The sequence below is a fragment of the Paenibacillus terrae HPL-003 genome, from assembly GCF_000235585.1.
Taxonomy (GTDB): Bacteria; Bacillota; Bacilli; order Paenibacillales; family Paenibacillaceae; genus Paenibacillus; species Paenibacillus terrae_B.
The window spans coordinates 4,584,556-4,605,818 of sequence record NC_016641.1 but is presented as its reverse complement, the minus strand read 5'-3'; the positions used below and the strand labels follow the sequence as shown (position 1 = coordinate 4,605,818).

General features: G+C 47.2%; 14 protein-coding genes and 1 pseudogene. 14 read left to right on the top strand and 1 reads right to left on the bottom strand.

The window, feature by feature from the left end:
• Nucleotides 1-68 precede the first annotated feature (68 nt).
• Nucleotides 69-2,915 (bottom strand): alpha-amylase family glycosyl hydrolase, encoded by a 2,847-nt coding sequence (locus HPL003_RS20655; RefSeq protein WP_014281697.1) that lies wholly within the window; start codon nucleotides 2,913-2,915, stop codon nucleotides 69-71.
• Nucleotides 2,916-3,383: 468 nt separating this feature from the next.
• Between HPL003_RS20655 and HPL003_RS20645 the strand changes: the two genes are divergently transcribed.
• The 14 genes and pseudogenes from HPL003_RS20645 (at nucleotide 3,384) to HPL003_RS20585 (ending at nucleotide 21,195) form a co-directional block, all read left to right on the top strand.
• Nucleotides 3,384-5,486, top strand: coding sequence for a starch-binding protein (locus HPL003_RS20645; protein WP_148267412.1), 2,103 nt, complete (start codon nucleotides 3,384-3,386; stop codon nucleotides 5,484-5,486).
• A gap of 173 nt (nucleotides 5,487-5,659) precedes the next feature.
• A complete protein-coding gene (locus HPL003_RS30600) occupies nucleotides 5,660-5,851 on the top strand; it encodes a hypothetical protein (protein WP_420795089.1) in 192 nt (63 codons plus the stop codon).
• A gap of 882 nt (nucleotides 5,852-6,733) precedes the next feature.
• Complete coding sequence (locus HPL003_RS20635; RefSeq protein ID WP_014281695.1) at nucleotides 6,734-9,538, top strand: glycosyl hydrolase 115 family protein; 2,805 nt, start codon at nucleotides 6,734-6,736, stop codon at nucleotides 9,536-9,538.
• Between the two features lie 184 nt (nucleotides 9,539-9,722).
• A complete protein-coding gene (locus HPL003_RS20630; RefSeq protein WP_337998903.1) occupies nucleotides 9,723-10,604 on the top strand; it encodes a family 43 glycosylhydrolase in 882 nt (293 codons plus the stop codon).
• A gap of 226 nt (nucleotides 10,605-10,830) precedes the next feature.
• Nucleotides 10,831-12,222, top strand: a complete 1,392-nt coding sequence (locus HPL003_RS20625; protein WP_052310824.1) for a response regulator — start codon at nucleotides 10,831-10,833, stop codon at nucleotides 12,220-12,222.
• On the top strand, nucleotides 12,209-12,385 hold the full coding sequence (locus tag HPL003_RS27850) for a helix-turn-helix domain-containing protein (RefSeq protein ID WP_158308742.1): 177 nt from the start codon (nucleotides 12,209-12,211) through the stop codon (nucleotides 12,383-12,385). The genes HPL003_RS20625 and HPL003_RS27850 overlap by 14 nt, the downstream gene beginning before the upstream one ends.
• A 12-nt stretch (nucleotides 12,386-12,397) precedes the next feature.
• Nucleotides 12,398-14,128, top strand: coding sequence for a sensor histidine kinase (locus tag HPL003_RS20620; protein ID WP_014281691.1), 1,731 nt, complete (start codon nucleotides 12,398-12,400; stop codon nucleotides 14,126-14,128).
• A 127-nt stretch (nucleotides 14,129-14,255) separates the two neighbouring features.
• Nucleotides 14,256-15,941, top strand: coding sequence for an ABC transporter substrate-binding protein (locus tag HPL003_RS20615; protein ID WP_014281690.1), 1,686 nt, complete (start codon nucleotides 14,256-14,258; stop codon nucleotides 15,939-15,941).
• A 155-nt stretch (nucleotides 15,942-16,096) separates the two neighbouring features.
• Nucleotides 16,097-17,014 carry an ABC transporter permease gene (locus HPL003_RS20610; protein ID WP_043922830.1) on the top strand — a complete coding sequence of 306 codons (918 nt, stop codon included), beginning with the start codon at nucleotides 16,097-16,099 and terminating at the stop codon, nucleotides 17,012-17,014.
• A gap of 15 nt (nucleotides 17,015-17,029) precedes the next feature.
• Nucleotides 17,030-17,947, top strand: a complete 918-nt coding sequence (locus tag HPL003_RS20605; RefSeq protein WP_014281688.1) for a carbohydrate ABC transporter permease — start codon at nucleotides 17,030-17,032, stop codon at nucleotides 17,945-17,947.
• Between the two features lie 48 nt (nucleotides 17,948-17,995).
• Nucleotides 17,996-18,891: pseudogene (locus HPL003_RS27845) on the top strand (endo-1,4-beta-xylanase).
• 52 nt (nucleotides 18,892-18,943) lie between these two features.
• A complete protein-coding gene (locus tag HPL003_RS20590) occupies nucleotides 18,944-19,414 on the top strand; it encodes an S-layer homology domain-containing protein (RefSeq protein ID WP_043922468.1) in 471 nt (156 codons plus the stop codon).
• A gap of 25 nt (nucleotides 19,415-19,439) precedes the next feature.
• Complete coding sequence (locus tag HPL003_RS30595; protein ID WP_081473801.1) at nucleotides 19,440-19,532, top strand: hypothetical protein; 93 nt, start codon at nucleotides 19,440-19,442, stop codon at nucleotides 19,530-19,532.
• A gap of 145 nt (nucleotides 19,533-19,677) precedes the next feature.
• Nucleotides 19,678-21,195: a glycoside hydrolase family 43 protein gene (locus HPL003_RS20585; RefSeq protein WP_014281686.1), complete on the top strand. Its 1,518-nt coding sequence runs from the start codon at nucleotides 19,678-19,680 to the stop codon at nucleotides 21,193-21,195.
• Nucleotides 21,196-21,263: the final 68 nt, after the last annotated feature.

Here is a 21,263-nt window from a genome sequence, read left to right as displayed (position 1 = left end):
TGGAAACAACCTTAGCACGGTGGAATACCGAACTGAGGTTGTTTCAGTTAACTAAAACATACTGCCGTTTACTTCAGATAGGTTCCCGTTTCTCCAATTCCGCCTCTGCCATTCAATACATAAACCCTTGCATTTCCTTTGCCGGAGCATGTCAGGGTAATCTTGCCATCAGTAACAGTTTTGGAATCACCGGTCACCGCATCCACATAGGTTCCGTTGGGAATGCCAGTAAACGTAGCGTTTCCGGAAATCGTGACCAATGCAAAGCTGTCAATGCCTTTGTCAGCGTCGGTATATCTTCTCTTAAACGCCAGATCGCCCGACACATTCTCTGTGGAATACTGACCTTTTTGTAAGGCGGGAACAGCTCTTCTGAGTAAATTAAGCTGTCTGATATGTTTCGCCAGAGGATGGTTGAGCGATTCCGCAAGTGTTCCGGTAGCATTTGTGTATTTGCCGTAATCTTGTACCGTAACATTGCCTTCTATATGATCGCCGTAATAAGCCCGTCCCGTTTTGCTTAGTGGTGCGTTTGGACCCGGATCAATGACTGCCCCCTTTTGAAATTCAATTTCGGAACCATAGAAAATAGCGGGTATTCCGCGGAAGGTGAACATCAGATCGAGATTCTCAGCCCAAGTATCCTGTGTACCCGCGAATCTTTGATTTTCTGGAGCCTGGTCAGGCGCATAGTCATGTGAGTCGACATAGGTTACATTCCACGTAGCATCATTATAGTATTGGTCGCCACTTCTCATATTGAATGCTTCATGTGCGGTCTTGAATGCCCAATGCATTGGAAAATCAATCACATCCATGCCCGATTTCATCGAATAGTCAGGCGTGTGATAGGTATTTCCGTTTAAGAGAGCATTGTTCGAGGTTGGCTGTCCTGCTGTAGTAGAATTGTCCGCCCACTCTTGTTCAACTGACGCTTTATTGGAAGCATAGTCATTCTTTTTATCGCCTGGATACGATTTTGAGCTTTTCCAAGTATAGAATGGCGTCGAGATCGCTGGAATTCCACTGTTCCAGACATCTCTGTACCGGGTGGCTACTTCTCCAAAAATATAGAAATCCGAGCCGCCTCTTGTCTTCCAGGCAGGAATATAGTATTTATTGAAAATATACCGGCTCACATGCTTCACTGTATCGACACGGAAAGCGTCCACACCCATGTCAATATAGTGATTGTAGGTATCAATTAAATATTTGTTAACTGCAGGATTTTCTGTGTTCAGGTCCACACAATCTCCCGCTATCTGTCCGGTTTGAACCGTATAGGATTCCCAGGAAAGACTTTTCTCTGTATGGTAAATGTTATTGTTCGTTCCCTCGTTCTTCATTAAATCGAGCCTTGCCTGATATTGCTGATTAGGCGTCAAAGTATCATAGTTTGACGGTAGCTTATCTGTTGTTTTCACCAAGTTGTTAGCAGTATCCGGTTTAGCCGGATCTTTCTTAAACATGGGGTACAGATTCTCTTCACCAAAATTACCGGTATGATTGACGACGATGTCCTGAATAACCTTCAGCCCTTTGGCATGGGCCGCATTGATCAAATCCTGATAAGAAGCTCCTGCCGACTCATATCTAGGGTCTACTTTGGAAAAATTTATTGCATGGTAACCATGATAATCATAACCGCTGGCATTCTGCACAACAGGTGTAATCCAGATGGCGCTAAACCCGAGGGCTTTGATATAGTCGAGCTTTTGAATCAGCCCCTTAAAGTCTCCTCTCCAAGCCGGGTCCGAATCCGGATTACGCGCCTTGGCATCATCCCATGCATGCACATTGTTGCTTGGATCACCATCATAGAACCGGGAAGTGATCACGAAGTAAATAGTGTCTTCCCGAAAGTCACTATTATTTCCAATATTATAAACAAAACTCTGTTTGGTTTGATTTCCAGCACCATCTATAACGAGAAATTTTAATGTCGTGGTCTTGGAGATAAGGATGGACGGCCCGGTCAATCCGGCCAGAGCATTGCCAAGGACATAAACTTTTGAATTTATGGTTGGTTCCGTACCATCTTCCGTATAGTATGCCTTGGTCGTTGCCGCCTTGTTATCTTTGATAGTGAAGGATACAGTCACCGAGGAATCGGAATGCCCGGCAGGTAAATTCGCTGTGATTGTGGGAGCTTGTAGATCTGCATTCAGGTCAATCACATAAGCGAAAGAGGATGCATTTCCAGTTTGACCAATTGAGTTGACACCCAAAGCATTAATGGTCAAAGAGGACGCAACTTGAATTGGAGAGGTATACAAGGTCGAGGATGTCGTAGGTGTCGAACCGTCTAGCGTATAGTAAATCTTATCGTCACTGTTGGTGCTGGACAGCGTCACCGTTTGGGACGAATCGTATGTTTTGGGTACAGGAGAGGCAGAAATCACTGGAATTTTAGGCATTTCCGGGTTGGCATCATACCATGTGTTATCTGTGTAATACCAGCCCTCTTTCACACTGCGGGACAAGTCGGCCGTCTGTTTGCCGCTGCCGTCATTAAAGATGAGACTTGAGCCCATAGCCCCGGCAATGGTGTAACTGTACCAGTCGTTTCCATCCGACTTCATCAGAATTCCCGGCCACGCCCCGCTAATTGGAACAGTTGCCGGATTCAGATTCCAGTAATGGATTCGAATCGCTGAATTCCAGCTTGAAGGTTTCTTAAAGTGAACCGTTAACCCAGTTTGAGTTGAATGAAGTGTTGTGGTAGGTGCATATGTTGCGGTAACGGTAGACATGATCGAAGCGGTGGTCGATGGAAGAGCAGTCGCTGTGGAATTCGTGTAGGTGGCCTTATAATTGTTGTTGCTCGAAGCTACACCGGGTAAACCGAAGAAGTTGAAGCAAAGCGATACAATAATCAACCAAGAAATAAAACTCCCCGTTTTTTTTCTTAGCAAGTTAACAACCTCCTGATAATTTTAGTGAGATAGATCGTGCAATCGGTTGCATTTAAAACAAAAAAAGAAAGGCATTTATTTTGATAAAATGGATTCATTGATCGCCTCCTCCGTAGTATTTATGGAAAATAATCATTGTACGCGCTTACAAAAAAACACTTAAAAAAGCCCATTTATACAGGCTCTATACCAATGATTTTTTCCTTTTGTGATTATATCATCCATACTTTTACTGGTCAATGTATTGCTAAGGACACTTTTCAAACCTAAGATAGCTTTACTGATTTCCGTTTGAAATTCACCTTTAATATAAGTGTTGACAAATGGTTGAATAAATGAAATCATGTCATTAAATGCAAACGATTGCATTATATGAAAGCGAATACATATTGTTTTGCCTTCTTTTATTTACTCCTAATCTCTCAAGAGAGGTTGGTTGTAAAATAAAATTAAAAAGGAGTGTTTAGCATGAGGAGGAAGACAAGCCCCGTTATGAGACGTACCTGGAGTATTGTTCTCTTTGTCGTATTGTTGTTACAAACGATTGGTTTTACTCCCGAAGCACAGGCGAATGCTGATGTTCAGCAGTTAGGCGGTTCAGACTCGAAGCTAATAGCTGCCACAAACTACGAACTTCCGGAAAGGACGAAGGATGGTCTTATTTTTCATGCGTGGAACTGGTCTTTTGCCAACATCACCAGGAACCTTCCTGAACTGGCTCAGGCGGGATTTAAAGCGGTGCAAACTTCACCAATCCAAGCCAACAAGGAAGGGTTGACAGAAGGCAGCAAGTGGTGGATTTTGTACCAGCCTATCAACTTTAATATCGGCAACTCTCAATTGGGAAGCAGGGAGGATTTCAGACAGCTTTGTCAGGAAGCGCACAAATACGGCATAAGTGTTATCGTTGATGTTGTCGCCAATCATACGGGGAACGCGGGCGGTGGAAATCAGCAGTATCAGCCGGCGCATAATGTTGATCCGGTGATCAAGAATAACCGCTATTTCTGGCATGAGGCCAGAGGCGTGGAAAACTGGAATGACCGTTGGCAAGTCACGCAGTGGGGAATTGGTCTGCCCGATCTCAACACGTCTAATCAGGAATTGCAAGATATTATTATCGGCTTCCTGAATGACGCCATTTCCTTGGGCGCCGACGGCTTCAGATTCGACGCCGCTAAGCATATTGAGCTGCCTAACGATCCGGGGGGCTCCAACTTCTGGCCCCGGGTACTGGGCTCGTTGAACAATAAAGACAAACTGTTTAATTACGGGGAAGTGCTTCAAGGCGGAGCTGACAATTTTGCCGGCTATGCCAATTATCTCAGTTTGAGCGCCTCCAGCTACGGGGACAGTGTCAGAAGCGCTGTTGGCTATCACGGTGGTATCAATGTTGATGCGGCCAAATTTTTTAACGCTAATAATGTAAGCCCTTCCAAATTGGTTACCTGGGTGGAATCGCATGACACTTATGCAAACGACAACAGCGAATCGACGGGGTTGAACGATTGGCAGATCAAAATGGGCTGGGCAATTATCGCCTCCCGGGCGGAGACGACCTCTCTATTCTTCAACAGACCTGCAGGAAGTGGAAAATTTGCGAACCGACTCGGCGACGCGGGGAATACGCTTTGGAAGGACCCGGACATTGTTGCCGTTAACAAGTTTCACAATGCCATGGTAGGTCAAGACGAATACCTTAGGACTCAAGGGAATCAAATTATGCAGGTTGAACGCGGAACCAAAGGTATGACGATTGTAAATCTTGGAGGCAATGCTCAAATCAACTCCCCTACCAGACTGGAGGAGGGCGTTTACCAGAACAAGGCCAGCGGCGGTGGATCGTTTACGGTATCGAACGGCAGAATTACTGGTCATCTGGACGGAGGCAAGATCGCCGTACTGTATAATGTGGCGCAGCAAACTCCGACAGTATCCGTCGATCCCGGAGAAGGCCCTTTCTATACAGATTCTGTTAACGTGAGAATAAACTATTCCAATGCAAACTCGGCAACCTACACTTTGAACGGGGGGCCGGCAATTCCGTTCAAATCAGGGGATATGGTCAGCATTGGCGCTGGGACTCCAATCGGATCAACGTTTGTTCTGAAGATTGTCGCCGCGAATTTGTCCGGTCAAACAGAGAAGACTTTTAGGTATACGAAGGAGGAACCGAGCTCGGGTATAACCGTTCATTTCTACAAGCCTTCTGGCTGGGGAGCACCGAACATCTACTACTACGATGATTCCGTGACTCCGCTCAGGGAAGGCTCAGCTTGGCCGGGTGTGGCCATGCAGGATGAGGGTAACGGCTGGTATGTATATAGGGCCCCAGGCTGGACACAGGCGAAGATCATATTCAACTCAAACGGAAATCAGGTGCCCGGATCGCAAATGCCTGGATATGCTGTAAGTGGCGAGAAATGGATCAAGGAAGGGCAGTTTACTTCGCAAAATCCCCAAGAGACAAAACCGACGGTTACGATCGATAAACCGGAAGGAGCATTCCACGGGGATAGTCTGGAGATCACGCTCAATACAGCGATGCCGACAGTGGTACTTACAGACTGAACGGCGGTCTTTTTCCTCCGGCCGTAAACTGACGATAGGCGCGGGCGATCCGCCCGGTACCTGCAATACGCTGGAAGTGACAGCAAGCAGCGCTATAGGGAAAACGACCAATAGATATACTTTCGCCAAAGCACAGGCAAAAATACAAGTCGGCGGATTAGGGTGCCCCCAACATTTATTATTACGACGAGATGTTGACTCCCAAGAAAGAAAATGCGGCCTGGCTGGGAGTTCCGATGCAAAGCGACGGGAGCAGCTTGTATTCCCACACCATCTTCGGCTGTAGCCAAGCCAATGTTTGTAAATTAAATACCTTTATTGTCACTCTACAAGCCCAATTTCTCAGCATTAAATTGAGAAATTAGGCTTTTTTCGTTACTTCTGAAAAGTGCCCTATTCTTGAAGACCGATCTTAGTAAGCGATCACTTAAATCTAAGAAGGGATCATCAATTAAAGCCCCCGTTGAAGAAATTATATAGAGTTTTTCTTATTACTCTCGAAGAATTTCCTATCAAGACTGCAACTTTTTAATCTTTATCATTATACAGTAGTGAATTAGCTTGCAATTAAATGAAATGTGTCGTACAACTGGATTTTACGTTCTTGTGTACGGCGAATTTCATATGTTTCTTTCTTCATTTTTGTTAACCAGATAAATTTTGTCGGCGATACTCTTAATCGCCTCAGCAACAAATACGTTGAAAAAATCCAGGGATTCAGTGAAACAGAGTCTACTGTGCTGCTGCAGGGACTAAAAATGTGAAATTAAACTATGCATTGGATGCAGGGACAATAAATCTGGATGTATATATGAACGGGACCAAAGTCTTCAACAATACTGCCTTTTCAGCAACCGGTAGCTGGTGACCGGAGGCGAAAATACGACCCAGGTATCCATGAATACCGGAACCAATACTGTAAAATTGGTTACTACAGGTACGGAAGGACCGACTGTGGACAGTATCAATGTTTCAGCCCAGTAAGCTCGGGTAAACTCCATAAATGACATCATTTTGAATAAACTTGTCTTGGCTTAAATTTGCATCTTCCATAAGTGGGGTTCACAGACGAGACCTTTTTGGTTGCACACATTTGGAGTCTCGAACCAGCTGGTTAATTCCCAAAAGCTGCTCTAAAAATATCAGAATTCACGCAATATATTACCGATAACCTACAAGGATTCTCTCGCGGATACTTACTATAATACAGTAAACGCAAAAAAATCATGGAAAACAGGAGGATTGGGATGCTGCTAGATGTGGAAAAAGGAACCTCATGCAGATGGGAAGCGGGAAACGGGCTTGTCTTTTACAAAGAAGAGGAAGCGCTTACAGGGGTAGTTAAAATTGCAGATAAAGTTCGGAAGGATGTTAGCCTTGTATTTGATGATATGCCTGAAGTCACTACGGATGTAGCGGCGTTAGGGAATTACTCCGTAATTTATGGTACGGTGGGACGCAGTCTTGTCCTGGAGAAGCTAAGCAAAAGCGGGCAAATTGACCTCTCTCCAATAGAAGGGAAGCGGGAGGTATTCCTGTTTCAACTTGTGGAAGCCCCCTTCCCAGAGGTGTCCAGCGCGCTTGTGATTGCAGGGAGTGATAAACGCGGCACGATCTATGGTTTGTTCCATCTATCTGAATGTCTTGGCGTTTCACCATTGGTGGACTGGTCGGATGTAAGGCCAGTAAAGCAAGAAAGAGTGGTTTTGACGGAAAAGAACAATTGGGTATCCAAGGAGCCTTCCGTCAAGTACAGGGGGATATTTATCAATGACGAGTGGTCAGCCTTTGGTACATGGGCAACGCATCATTTTGGCGGAGTCAACGCGGAAATGTATGAACATGTGTTTGAATTGCTTCTGAGGCTGAAGGCCAATTATCTGTGGCCGGCGATGTGGAGATCCAACTTCAACTGCGATGGTCCAGACCTGTTGAATGCGGAGTTGGCAGATGAATATGGAATTGTGATGGGAACCTCTCATCATGAACCCTGCATGCGCAACGGGGAAGAGTATGGGCTTGTTCGCGGCAAGGATTCCGTGTACGGGAATGCATGGGATTTTCGTGCGAACAAGGAGGGGATTTTACGATTTTGGGAAGACGGTCTGAAGCGTAACGGCGGCTTCGAAAATGTGATTACCCTTGGCATGCGCGGTGAGCAGGATACAACGATACTTGGGGAATCGGCGACGCTGGCGGATAACATCAACCTGCTGCGGGATGTGATTCGTGAACAAAACAAGTTGATCCGCAAAAATGTATGCGAAGATCTGGCGCAGTTGCCGCGTGACCTTGTGCTGTTCACGGAAGTGGAAGCCTTCTATTATGGAGATGAAGAAACACCAGGTCTGATGGGCGATCCAGAATTAGACGGCGTAACCCTCATGCTCAGCGATGATAATTTTGGGAATCTTCGCAGCGTTCCGACTGAAGAGATGCGGGGACACAATGGCGGATACGGGCTGTATTATCATTTTGATTTCCATGGAGGGGCTTACGCCTACGACTGGATGAATACCAATTATCTGCCGAAGGTGTGGGAGCAGCTGACGATGGCTTATGATTATGGCATCCGGGAGATCTGGGTCGTCAATATTGGCGACATCTGTTTTCTGGAATCTCCAATGTCTTATTTCTTCGAGCTCGCCTTTGACATGGAAACCTGGGGTTCCTCACAGCCGAACAAGACTGGGAAGTTCATGCAGCAATGGATAGAGCAGCAGTTCGGCGGTGCTTTTGATGACGAAGACAGGAAGAGTGTACAGGAGATCCTCGATGGGTATACCCGGATTAATCATAATCGCAAACCGGAGGTTATGAACTCGGAAATCTATCACCCTGTGCATTATGGTGAGGCGGAGAATCTGCTGAAGCAAGCGGAGCATATTACAAGGCTCGCTGAAGAGCTGAGAGAGAAATGCCCGGACTGGGCGCTGCCTGCTTATTATGAACTTGTCTATTTTCCAGCAATCGCGTCGATGAATCTGCAGCGGATGCAGATTATTGCGGGACGAAATGAATTTTATGCACGCCAAAACCGTGTAGAGGCGAATGACCTGGCGGATGAAATTTCCAGATGTATTCAGAAAGACAGAGGGTTAATGGATGAGCTACATTGGATTAACAATGGCAAATGGTACGGCATGGGGCTTTCCGAGCATGTCGGCTTCGTCCATTGGAATGAGGAGGGTAACCGCTATCCGCTGATGATCAAGATCGAACCGGCCAACAAGCCCCGGATCATTGTCTCCAAGTCAGATTCCTCCACCTTTACCGAAGGGTATCATTGGACAGGTAGACCTCTGGATGTCAATGATTTCTTGCGTCCGGATGTGAATGAAGTGAATATTGACATTGCCTGTGGAAGTCGTATGCCGATCGCATACAAGATCACAACAGATTGCCCGTGGCTCTCCTTTTCCAAAACGGAAGGCCTGGTTACACGCAAGGATGTTCTCACTATAACCATTAACCGCAGCCTGCTCCAGGATAGAGAGAGAGGCGAGGTTTACATTGAAGCACCAGATAGCAGGGTCCAGCTCAACATCTGGGGAGAGCAGGCGGATATTGCAGGGCTTGAACCCCTGACGTTCCTTGAGCGTGATGGCTATATAGCGATGGAAGCGGAGCATTTTGTTTACAAACATAATGTGGAGGGTTTCGCGTTTACGAAGCTTGAACAATACGGACGCACCGTATCGGGGATGAAAGTGCTGCCTCCCCTCCATGATTTTACCCTAGCAGAAGACAGACCCTATTTGGAATTCCGGTTCGTCGCGGAACAGGAAGGACTCTACTGGGCAGAGTACTATCTTGCGCCTTCCAATACTGCCTATACGGATCACAAGCTGTATTTGGGCGTGCAGATGAACAACGGGGAAGTCCACTTGGAGAACGCGGTGAGCGACCGGTTTCGTTCTCTGGATACCAGCTGTACAGAATGGGTCAATGCGGTAAAGGACAACATCCGTATTCATCGCGGCGAACTTCCCTGCAGACGCGGCTTGAATGTTCTGAGAATCTATGCGGTAAGTCCTTCAACTGGTGCTTGAGAGAATTGTGCTGTATCCGCACGACAGTCAACTGCCTAAGTCCTATCTTGGGCCGGCGGAAAGCTATTATGTGAAGAGAGGCGCAGAAACGGAGAGCTTAACTCCGGCTGCGAGTCCGGTGAAACTCAAGACAGCCGATCGGTGTTTTGTCCGCTGACAGCCGACGGGACTTTGGGAGGATCCCATCGGAAAAGAACTGATTACAAGAGCGACTCCAGGTGTAGAGTCTGTGACATGGCTCTTCGATCCAGCAGTGCTGGCAGATGAGGATGGCAAGGCATATATCTATTTTGGAGGCGGAGTTCCGGATGGCAGATATGAGTGGCCAGATACCGCGCGGGTCATGGAGCTCGGAGAAGGCATGACCAGTGTTGTGGGCGAAGCTGTGACTATCCCTGCTCCATATATGTTCGAGGATGCGGGCATCCACAAATATAAGGGCACCTACTACTACACGTATTGCTCGAATTTTTATGAGGGCATCCGCGCGGAAGGGGGGCCGCCGTCCGGAGAAATAGCTTATATGACCAGTGATAAACCAATGGGCCCTTGGACGTACCGGGGAACAATGCTCAAGAATCCGGGGCATTTCTTCGGGGTCAGCGGCAATAACCATCATGCGATATTTAAGTTTCATGAAGCCTGGTATATCGCTTATCATGCCCAGACCTTATCCCAGGCCTTGGAAGTCCCGGATGGCTATCGGTCCACGCATATCAACCGTATCTTCTTTGATGAAGCAAACGGGACCATTCAGGATGTAACGACGGATTATACAGGTGTCGGGCAGGTCAAGTTGTTCAATCCGTATATCAGTACTAAGGCATCGACAATAGCGTGGAGTGCAGGAGTGAGCACGGAACGTACGGCCTTACCGGATGCGGATATTGTGCTAGCAGTTAAGGAGAGCGGCAGCTGGCTTGCGATCTCCGGTGCCGACTTTGGCCGTGAAGGAGCGGCGGCCTTTACTGCAGTAGTTGCAGGCGGGGGGAGAGGTAATGCTGGAACTCCGCTTGGATTCCCCGGATGGAATGCTTATCGGACAATTATTACTCTCTGCCCCTAGTGCACTTGGTCTGCAGGTGCAGTTAGAGACTGAGGTTTCAGGCGCTCAAGGTATCCATGATATCTACTTCGTGTTTACGGGTGCGTTCAGTGAGCAAGAGATTATTCTTCTTGAGTGGAAATTTATATAAATTTAGACTCTGAACTTATTTCATGAGAGGAACTAATCAAGTTCCGCCGGCGGGGAACCACCGGCGGAATATTTTTTTATGAAAGGAGATCAAATTATGTTCAAAGTATTGTTGGTGGACGATGAGGTATTTGTTCGTAAAGGGCTGCTGGAATTAATCCATTGGGAGCTACTCAAATTCAGCATAGTGGGAGAGGCAAACAATGGCGTGGAAGCACTGGACATGATCAAACAGCTGGAGCCGGATTTGGTGATTACCGATATCCGAATGCCTATTCTGGACGGGCTCGATCTGATCCGCAGCGTGAAAGAACATACTGGGTTAGATCTGATATTCATCATTATCAGCGGCTTCGACAACTTCAAGTACGCTCAGCAGGCACTGCGCTATGGGGTTCACGACTATATTCTGAAGCCCATAGATGAAGAGGAAATGACTGTTACTCTGCGGAAGCTGTCCTATACCATCGGCAGGAAAAGAATCGCAACCATGACTAATGATGTTCACACAACCAGTACCATCATAGAGGTGCTGGTGCAGGAGGATCTCCCGAAGGAGGATGCTGAATCCATTGCGGCAGCACTAGGGCTGGAAGATGGAGACGGCTTCTTATACGCCTTGACCGAAATTCATAAGGGTCCGCGAGACAAGCAAGCCACTATGAAGCAATTCCAGGATGCACTTCATTCCCTCGAAGAGGGAGGTGCCGACATTCCCGTGCTTGAGCAGCAGCCGGGGAAATTCGGAATGCTGCTCCGCTTTGACCGGAGGGAGGGCGGGCATGGTGGTCTTACGCATCATTTGGAGCGGCTTCGAGCAGCCCTTTCGGAACGGTTGAATACTCGGGTTAGTCTCTATGCAGGGGACCCCGTTGACACTCTGGTCCATGTTCACCGTTCTTATTCGGAGGCTAACGAAGCGGCCAGGCACAAATATGCCGAGAACGAAGGCGTTATTATGTATTCGCGAATCAAAGATAAGCCTCTGTATGTATTCGATATGAGTCCTGTTCTCGCAAGCAAGCTGATCATGCAACTGGAAGAGGCGAGCAGGACCGACTACCAGCAAACCGTGAACAGCATGTTCCGGTTATTCCGTGAGCAGCGTTTCACCCCCGAAGCCGTAAGTGGTTCCCTCTCCCGATGCATGACGGGAATCATTGGCGTAATTAAGGAAATGGATGGCAGCGATGAGGGGATCCTGCAGCTAAAGGAGTTAGCCGAACGAGGACACGGGCATTGTAGTCTGCAGATGCTGCAGGAGCATTTCATGCTGGCTATCCAGGAGGCGGAGGAATATATTATGCGGCTCCGCAAAGAGCATTGCCTGGGCAGGATCAAGCCCATCAAGCGATACATCGATACCCATTACCGCGAGAATATCAGCCTTAAGAGCATTGCGGCCGAGTTCTATATGAATGCGGTATATCTGGGGCGGCTGTTCCGCAAAACCTACGGCGTCTATTTCAACGATTATGCTGGAGCTTAGGGTACTTGAGGCCAAAAAGCTGCTTCGGCAGAGCGATCTCAGAATTTATGAGATCGCAGGAAGAATTGGTTTTCAGAATGCTGATTATTTCGTGACCCAGTTCGAAAAGCTGGAACAGGTATCGCCGACGGAATACCGGAACATTCTGATTGAAAAGGAATAACGGGGCATTCCTATGAAGAAATTCCTGAATTATATGAAGCTGCGCGACAAGCTGCTGCTGATGTACATTCTGTCGGTATTGATTCCCATTGTGCTTACCAATGTCGTGTTCTACAACGAGACTACCGCCAATATACGAAATCAAAAAATCCGCGACGCGGACATGGCACTGAACAATCTGAAAAAAGACCTGCGGGTAACCATTGATCAAGGGGTAGGCGTTTCTTACTCCCTGTATGCCGATTCTATTTTTAACAAAACGATTACCCGCAAGTTTATCAGCGAGATGGATTACGTGGAGACTTTTAATTCCTACTTGAGGGGAGCGTTTGCTGATCAAAATGTGCAGGGAGTCCACTGGTACCAGGTGTATACGGATAACCCCACTGTGTTGAGCTCCAGCTATATTGACCGGTTAACCGATGAGGTTCGCCAATCCGGCTGGTATACTCAGTCCCAATCTTCCTCTTCTTCCTATCCAACATTTATCTATTCTGACCAGAAGTTCAGTTTGATTCAGAGTTTAAATAACTACCACACCAGCGAAATCGAGCAGCTTGTTAAAATTGACCTTAACATGGAAAAAATTCACCAAGCCTTCTTTGGCAGCGCGTTCAATGGGCGAGTTTATTTAGTAGACCCCCAAGGAAGAGTGCGGTTCGGAAATGACGAGGCGCTGACAATCGCTGCGACTCCCTTAAAGGAAATTATGCTTCCGAAGAACGCATTAACGTTCAAAGCCCCGTATTCAGGAATCAATTATCTGGAGGGATGGACACTGCTGGGTGTCATGGACGAGGAAAGCGTTCTGGAAGAGGTCCGCAAGTCACGGTCCTTTGTCATTTGGCTCGCGTGCATCAATTTTGTACTGCCTTCCATCATCATAGCCGCCTTGTCAAGGTCCATTCACGTGCGGCTGGTGCGAATTCTTAAGCATATGAAAAAGGTGAAGGCCCAAAACTTCCAGACCATTCCCCATGAAGAGGCGAGAGATGAAATCGGGCAGCTGACAATCGAGTTCAACCGGATGACGGAGACGATTCACAGTCTGATTAATGAAGTCTATATTGCCGACATCCAGAAAAAGGATCTGGAGCTAAAGCAGCAGCAGGCGCAGCTCCACGCCCTGCACAGCCAGATCAACCCCCACTTTCTGTTCAATTCTCTGGAATCCGTTCGCATGCGAAGCATCATCAAAGGGGAAAAAGAGACTGCAAAAATTATTCAGCATATGGCGAAGATGTTCCGCAAGCCAATCTCCTGGAGCCAGAACTACGTTACGGTACGCGAGGAGCTGGAGTTAATTGAAAGCTTTCTGGAGATTCAGCAATACCGCTTCGGAAACAAGCTGGAATACAGCATCGTAGTGGACTCTGCAGTACTTGAGCACCGGATTCCCAAGATGGTTCTGCTGCCGTTTGTGGAGAATGCCAGCATCCATGGTATCGAATCTACTCCGGATAAGGGGATCATCACGATCTATGCCAATGTCCAGGAGGATAGGCTGAACTTCAGGCTGGAGGATAACGGGATAGGCATGCCCCCGGACAAGCTGGATGAACTACTCCGGTATCTGGAGGAGAACGAAGACATTGGTGAGCGGGTCGGTATGAAAAATGCGTACTACCGTCTGAAGCTTTGTTATCAGGAATGTTTTGCTTTTTCAATGGACGCCCATAATGGGCAGGGAACAAATATTGAAATCTCGCTTCCTTTACTGGAAGAGAAGCCTGAATCAGGTTGACTGGATATGGTTTTCAAAGTATGAGGTAGGGTTTGTTGGGTAATAAAGAAAGCGTTTTCTTGTTATATTGAAAGAGCTTACAGGTTTGAAAGGAAATTAAGAAATCTAAAAGGGGGAAGGAGTCAAAATGTTTAAAGGCAAGATTCTAACTGCTGGATTGGCAGTCGTCTTAGCAGCGACTTTGGCAAGTTGCAGTAATGGCAACAATTCGTCTGACAGTACAACAGCTCCGGGGAATTCCGCATCTGGAAGCGAGGATACCTCGGCTGTTACCTACAAGTATTTCAGCTTTGGCGCACCAAAAAAACAAGTCCTGGCAAGCGACACAACAATCGGGAAAGAATTGCAGAAACAAACCAGCGTTGACTGGAACATAGAATATCTGGTTGGCGATGGCGATACCAAAGCCGGAGTTATGATCGCCAGCGGAGATTATCCTGATATCATCGACTCCAGCAACCAAATGGCCAAGCTTATGAACGCAGGGGCTTTCATTCCGCTTGATGATCTGATTGAAAAGTATGGACCGAACATTAAGCGTGTATACGGACCCTACTTTGATAAATTCAGACAGGAAGACGGGAAAATCTACTTTTTCCCTTATGGAGCCAATATCGGCTACGTTTCCGAGCCTAATTTCCAGACGGGGTTCTATATTCAGCGCTCCGTATTGAAAGAGTTCAATTACCCTAAAATCACCACACTGGATGAATATTTCGATCTGATCAAGCAGTACAAGGAAAAACACCCTCAGGTGGACGGCAAGGATACCATCGGTTTCGCTACCTTTGCCGGTGAGCAGGGCAGCTTCTTTGCCCTCCAGAATCCGGCCATGCACTTGGCTGGCTACCCCAACGACGGCAGCACCATGGTGGACATGAAGACCCATGAGGCCAAGCTGGTGGCGGGCTCCGATTATCAGAAGCGGTGGATAGGGAAGCTGAATGCGGCAAATGCCGAAGGTTTGGTCGATTCGGAATCCTTCACAATGAACAGAGACCAGTATTTAGCGAAGCTGACCTCTGGACGGGTACTCGGTTATTTCAGCTATTCCTGGCAGGTTGGGGATGCCACCAACAATCTGAAGAAAGCCGGCAGTGATGATAAACGGTACGTGGCGTTGCCGATCGTGTTCGATAAAGATATTAAGGATCAATATATTGACCCGCCTGGATTTGTCAACAACTACGGGATTGGCATCACCGTTAAAGCCAAAGATCCGGTCCGTATTATTAAGTACTTCGATAACCTGCTGAAAGAGGAAAATCAGATCCTGGTTCAGTGGGGCATTAAGGATCAAAGCTATTCAGTTGATGAGAACGGCCGCTTCACTTACGCCAATGACGAACAGCGCCAAATGCATGAAGATCCCGAACAGAGTCAAAAATTCGGGTTCGACTATTTCAATTACAGCTGGCCGCGTTACGGAAACAACTCCGTTCTGGAGGATGGCAATGCCTACGGCCCGGGCAATCAGCCTGAGGTAGCATCCTTCGGGTATACGGACGGTGACAAGAAGCTGCTTGCAGCATATGACGCGAAGACCTTCAGCGAGCTTTTTAGCAATCCTGATGAACGTCCATGGTCTCCCGCTTGGTCGATCGCGCTGGAACAAGGATCGCCTGAACAGATGTTTATAACCAAAGCGGACGATCTGCAACGGAAATACCTGCCTACGATGATTTTAGACACCCCGACCAATTTCAACAAGGATTGGGATGAGTACATGGGCCAGTTCAACAAGCTGAACAAGAAGACGTATGAAGATTTCATTACGAAAGCTGTACAAGACCGCGTTGCAGGCAAATGGTAATGCAATATTTGTAAATGGTTGTTAGATGCCCGGGGTCGGAGGTCGAGAGGCGTTTCGACCCCGAGGTTTTTCTGTAAGGAGCCGGAAGGGAGTTAAAACAAGTGGAGAAACCAATATATTCTCTAAACTCTGGCCCTCAAGCCAACTGTACGAGAATAAATAAAACAAATTTGTTCTTCAAACGCCTTATTCAGCAGAAGACACTGGCGTTTATGTGTATTCCTTTCGTGATTTGGGCTTTTGTGTTTAAATACCTTCCCCTTTGGGGCTGGACCATGGTTTTTCAAAATTATAAGCCGGCCAGAAGCTACTCGGAGCAGGAATGGGCGGGGTTGAAGCACTTTAGGATTCTGTTTGAGGACAACACCTTTTATCGGGTGCTGAGAAACACACTGGTGATGAGTACGGTTCAATTGGTGCTGGGATTCGTTACAGCGATCACGCTGGCACTTTTGCTGAATGAGCTGAAGAATATTATTTTTAAACGTGTGGTTCAGACCGTCAGCTATTTGCCGCACTTTATCTCCTGGGTTGTAGCGTCCAGTATTGTGCTAACTGTGTTATCGCCAGACGGCATCATTAATCTGCTGCTGACGAAGCTCCATCTCCTGGATAAACCGGAGCTGTGGATGGGTAAAGGAAATTATTTTTGGGGGATTCTCGGTGTGACCCAGGTTTGGAAAGACGTAGGCTGGAACACCATTATTTATTTGGCAGCTATTACTTCAATTGACCCTTCCCAATATGAGGCGGCTGAAATCGACGGAGCAAACCGTTTTCAGCGGATGTTTAATATTACGCTTCCCGGACTCAAGCCGGTTATCATAATCTTGCTGATTATGAATTTGGGCAATATTCTTGAATCCGGATTTGAGCCGCAATATTTGCTGGGCAATGGGATGAATATGGATTATTCAGAGAACCTGGATATTTTTGTGCTGAAGTATGGTTTGGGAATGGGCAACTTTTCCTTAGGGACAGCGGCAGGCATATTTAAAACCGTAGTCAGCTTCATCTTCCTTTTCTCAGCTAATCATATCGCAAAGAGAATGGGAGAAAGCAGATTATTCTAAAAGGAGGTCTATGTCATGCAATCAAGAAAAGCGTCCCGCTTACGCAATTCCAGTCTGGGGGATCGGATATTTGATATATGCAATATTATTTTTATGGTGTGTCTGATGATCGTCACTATATACCCTTTCATTAATATGATCGCCGTTTCTCTTAACGACGCCAACGATGCCGTGAGAGGCGGCATTTATTTGTGGCCCCGGATGTGGACCTTGAACAATTATAAATATATCTTCGGAGAATCAGATATTTACCATGCGACCTTAATTTCACTTCTCCGCACCGTGATCGGAACTGCGGTTTCCGTCTTCTGTACGGCAATGCTGGCTTTCACTGTCAGCCGTCAGGAGTTTGTGCTCCGCAAGTTTGTTACCCTGTTCTTCGTGTTTACGATGTATTTCAGCGGAGGTCTGATCCCCGGATATCTGCTTATCCGTAATTTGGGCTTGACGGATTCCTTCTGGGTTTATATTGCTCCGGGTGTTATCGGGGTGTTCAACATGATCGTCATCCGATCCTTTATTGAAGGCCTTCCCGAAGGTATCCTGGAATCGGCCCGAATTGACGGTGCCGGAGAATTCACTACCTTTATTCGCGTCGTAATGCCGTTGACCATTCCAGCCATGGCGACCGTATCATTGTTTGTGGCTGTGGGACAATGGAATTCCTGGTTTGACGTGTTTTTGTATAATTCCTCGAATATCAAATTAAGCACGCTACAGTACGAGTTAATGAAAATCTTGCAGACCACCAACACGTCTGCGACTGCAGGGGCGGTGGAGGCCTACCAATCTGCGGAAAATGCTGTTAGGGTTACTCCTACTGCGTTGCGGGCGACGATGACGATTATTGCCAGTGTTCCGATTCTGATGATCTATCCGTTCCTGCAGAGATACTTTGTTCAGGGGATGACTGTCGGAGGTGTAAAGGGTTAATCCTACGCTCACAGATTACCAACATACCGGGGAATACCGGTTTCCTGAATGCGGACTGGAGAGAATAGCTTCTATAACTACCGTTTTAAGGGCGTGACCATCGGCAACCAGCTTAAACCGGATACCTTGCAGAAAAACAAGGGTACCTTTACCTTTGGAACTGCGGACGGCATGATCGCTGAAGCTCAGAGTCAGGGAAAGAATATTCATGGACATGTACTGGTGTGGCACAGCCAGACCCCGGCATGGTTCAACCAACAGGTGGACGTATCAGGAAATGCGCTGGAGGATGAAGCGGAAAATCAGGTATACCTCTGCCGTGATGAAGCGCTACCCAATATGAGAACGCATATCAAAATCGTAATGTAGCATTATGGAGGCATCCCGGAATCATGGGATGTAGTGAATGAGGCAATGCAAGATGCCCCTCATCCGGTCACCGATTGGAAAGATGCTCTGCGTAAATCAGCTTGGTATTATTCCGTAAGACCTGACTTCATTGAACAGGCATTCCTTGCGGCAAGAGAAGTGCTGGATAACTACCCTGATTGGGGCGATATCAAGCTGTATTACAATGATTTCAATGAAGATTTCCCGGCGAAGCGGGATGCCATCTACGACATGGTCAAAGAGCTTAATGACCGGTATGCATCGACTCATTCCGGAAAGCTCCTCATTGCCGGGATCGGTATGCAATCCCACTACGAACCAAGTCGGCCAATGTGGAAGCTTCACTTGAAAAGTTCGCTTCCTTGGGTGTCAAAGTTGCTATTAGCGAATCGGATATCCTGGCTGGAATGAACTCCTCTCTTTCTCCAGAAATGGCAGAGAAACAATATAGTTATTTATATGCACAATTATTCCAAATCTATAAAAAGCAAGCTCGAAGCCTCTCAGGTAACAACTTCTGGCCTCACTCTAGCATGGACGGGTGCTGCAGATGATACGGGAGTGACGGGCTACAAGATCTACAGAGGATCGGAGGAGATCACGACGTTGCCTGGAACGGTGCTCCGGTACGATGTGTCCGTACTTGCGGCGGGGACCGGGTATGCCAGGCAGGGAACTGGCTGGGCTTCTGAGGCGATTGACACGCTGTATGCGATGGGAACCATTAAAGGAACCTCCGGGACGTCCTTTATCCCGGAGAAAAACATCACGAGTGCCGACTTTGTGTTGCTGCTGGTGCGGGCTCTGGGCTTGGGAGTGGAAGACGGTTCCAATTTTGCAGATGTTAGTCAAGGATCCTACTACTATGAAGCCCTCAGTATTGCCAAGAAGTCGAGAATAATCAGTGGAATGGACGGCAACAACTCAAATCCGAAGGAAGAAATCTCGAGACAGGATATGATGGTCATCGTGGCAAGAGCGCTGAAGTCGGTGAACAAATTGGCTTCTAGCGGCAGCGCTGAAGACCTATGCAACTATGCGGATGCTTTAAAAGTAGACGGCCTACGCCAAAGATAGTGTAGCGGCTCTAGTTAATGAAGGGATTATTCAGGGAGATGGAAAATCTATCAATCCAACCGGAACAGCTACTAGGGCGGAAGCATCGGTAATCATCTATAGAGTTTACGGAAAGTAAGCTGTTATGCAAATTTCTTTCAAATAGGAAATGAAAAGAAGGGAGCTTTTGAAGCTTCCTTCTCTCCTGTCTGTAAGTCTCACACAAAAAGCTGACACCAAAAAAGAAACAATTATTAGAAACTTAAAGGGAGGAAAGAGTATATATGATAATGATTACAAATCCAGTTCTCTGGGCGGATGTTCCGGATGTGAGTGTGATCCGGGTAGAAAACGTATACTACATGGTCAGTACTAGCATGCATTCGATGCCCGGATGTCCGATCATGAAATCGAAAAACCTGATGAACTGGGAAATCGTGAATTATGTCTTCGAAACTCTCGAGGATAACGACGCACATAATTTGCTCGACGGCAAAGGTATCTACGGCCAAGGCTCATGGGCTGCAAGTCTTCGTTTTCATAAAGGCATGTTTTATATTTGCTTCTCATGCAATGATATGAACAGGTTTTATGTCTACCGGACAGCGGACATCGAGCGCGGATCATGGAAACGTTCTGTCATTGAAGGTCTTCACCATGATCCGGCCCTTCTCTTCGACGATGACCGTGTGTTTGTGATCTATGGCAACGGTCATATCCGAATTACGGAACTAACGGCTGATGCGGCGGCAATTAAGCCGGATGGTGTCCATCAACCCCTGTTCGAAACAGAACTTGAAGGAATCGCACTCCGGTGCGAAGGGTGCCATGCGTACAGGCTTGAAGGCTATTATTACTTGTTCTTTATTGATTGGCCAAGCATGGGACTCCGCCGAAGGAGACAACTGGTCTACCGTTCGCGGGAGCTGCTCGGCCCCTATGATCACCGCGTACTAATCGAAGATGACATGGGCTACCACAATTATGGCGTTGCACAAGGCGGCATTGTGGATTCCGAGACTGGGGAATGGTATGCCGTTCTGTTTCAGGACCGCGATGCCGTCGGCCGTGTTCCCTGCGTGCTTCCCGTTTCCTGGGCGAATAATTGGCCGGTCATCGGTGTGAACGACAAAGCGCTCGTATCCTTTGAAGCACCGTTACCCCCTTCTGAGCAGAAGCCGCTCGTCATCAGTGATGGTTTCGATTATTCCGATAATCTACTAGCGTTGAACTGGCAGTGGAACCATAATCCGGACAACTCGAAGTGGTCCGTAATCGAGCGTCAAGGCTGGCTGCGGCTGAAGACGGGGCATCCTGCAAGCAGTGTCGAATATGCTCGTAATACGCTAACGCAGCGGACAGAAGGCCCTGCCTGCTCAGGATCATTGCTGCTCGATACGAAGGGGATGAAGCCTGGAGACCATGCAGGACTTGTCGCCTTTGCATCCCAATTTGGCACTGTTGGCGTTCAGGTGGACGAGAGAGGCGAACACCGCGTTGTAATGACAGTCAAAGGAGAGGACGGCAACGAGATTATAACTGAGAGTTTGTCGTATGGGGAAAGCCGGATTTACTTGAAGATTGATTTTAATTTCGAAGACAGCGTGGATGAGGCTTATTTCTACTATTCAACTGACGGTGAAGACTGGGATTCATTAGGACACGCGCTGCAGATGAAATACACGCTGCACCATTTCATGGGTTATCGGATTGGGTTGTTCAACTATACTGTAAAGGGAATCGGTGGATACGCTGACTTTGATGATTTTCTTTATATCAAAAAGGAGCGATTCAGTAATTGAATAGTGGGTCGTTGATAGAATTGTGAATGTTCAGGTTAGTTTTATACATCCATTTATTTATGAGGATT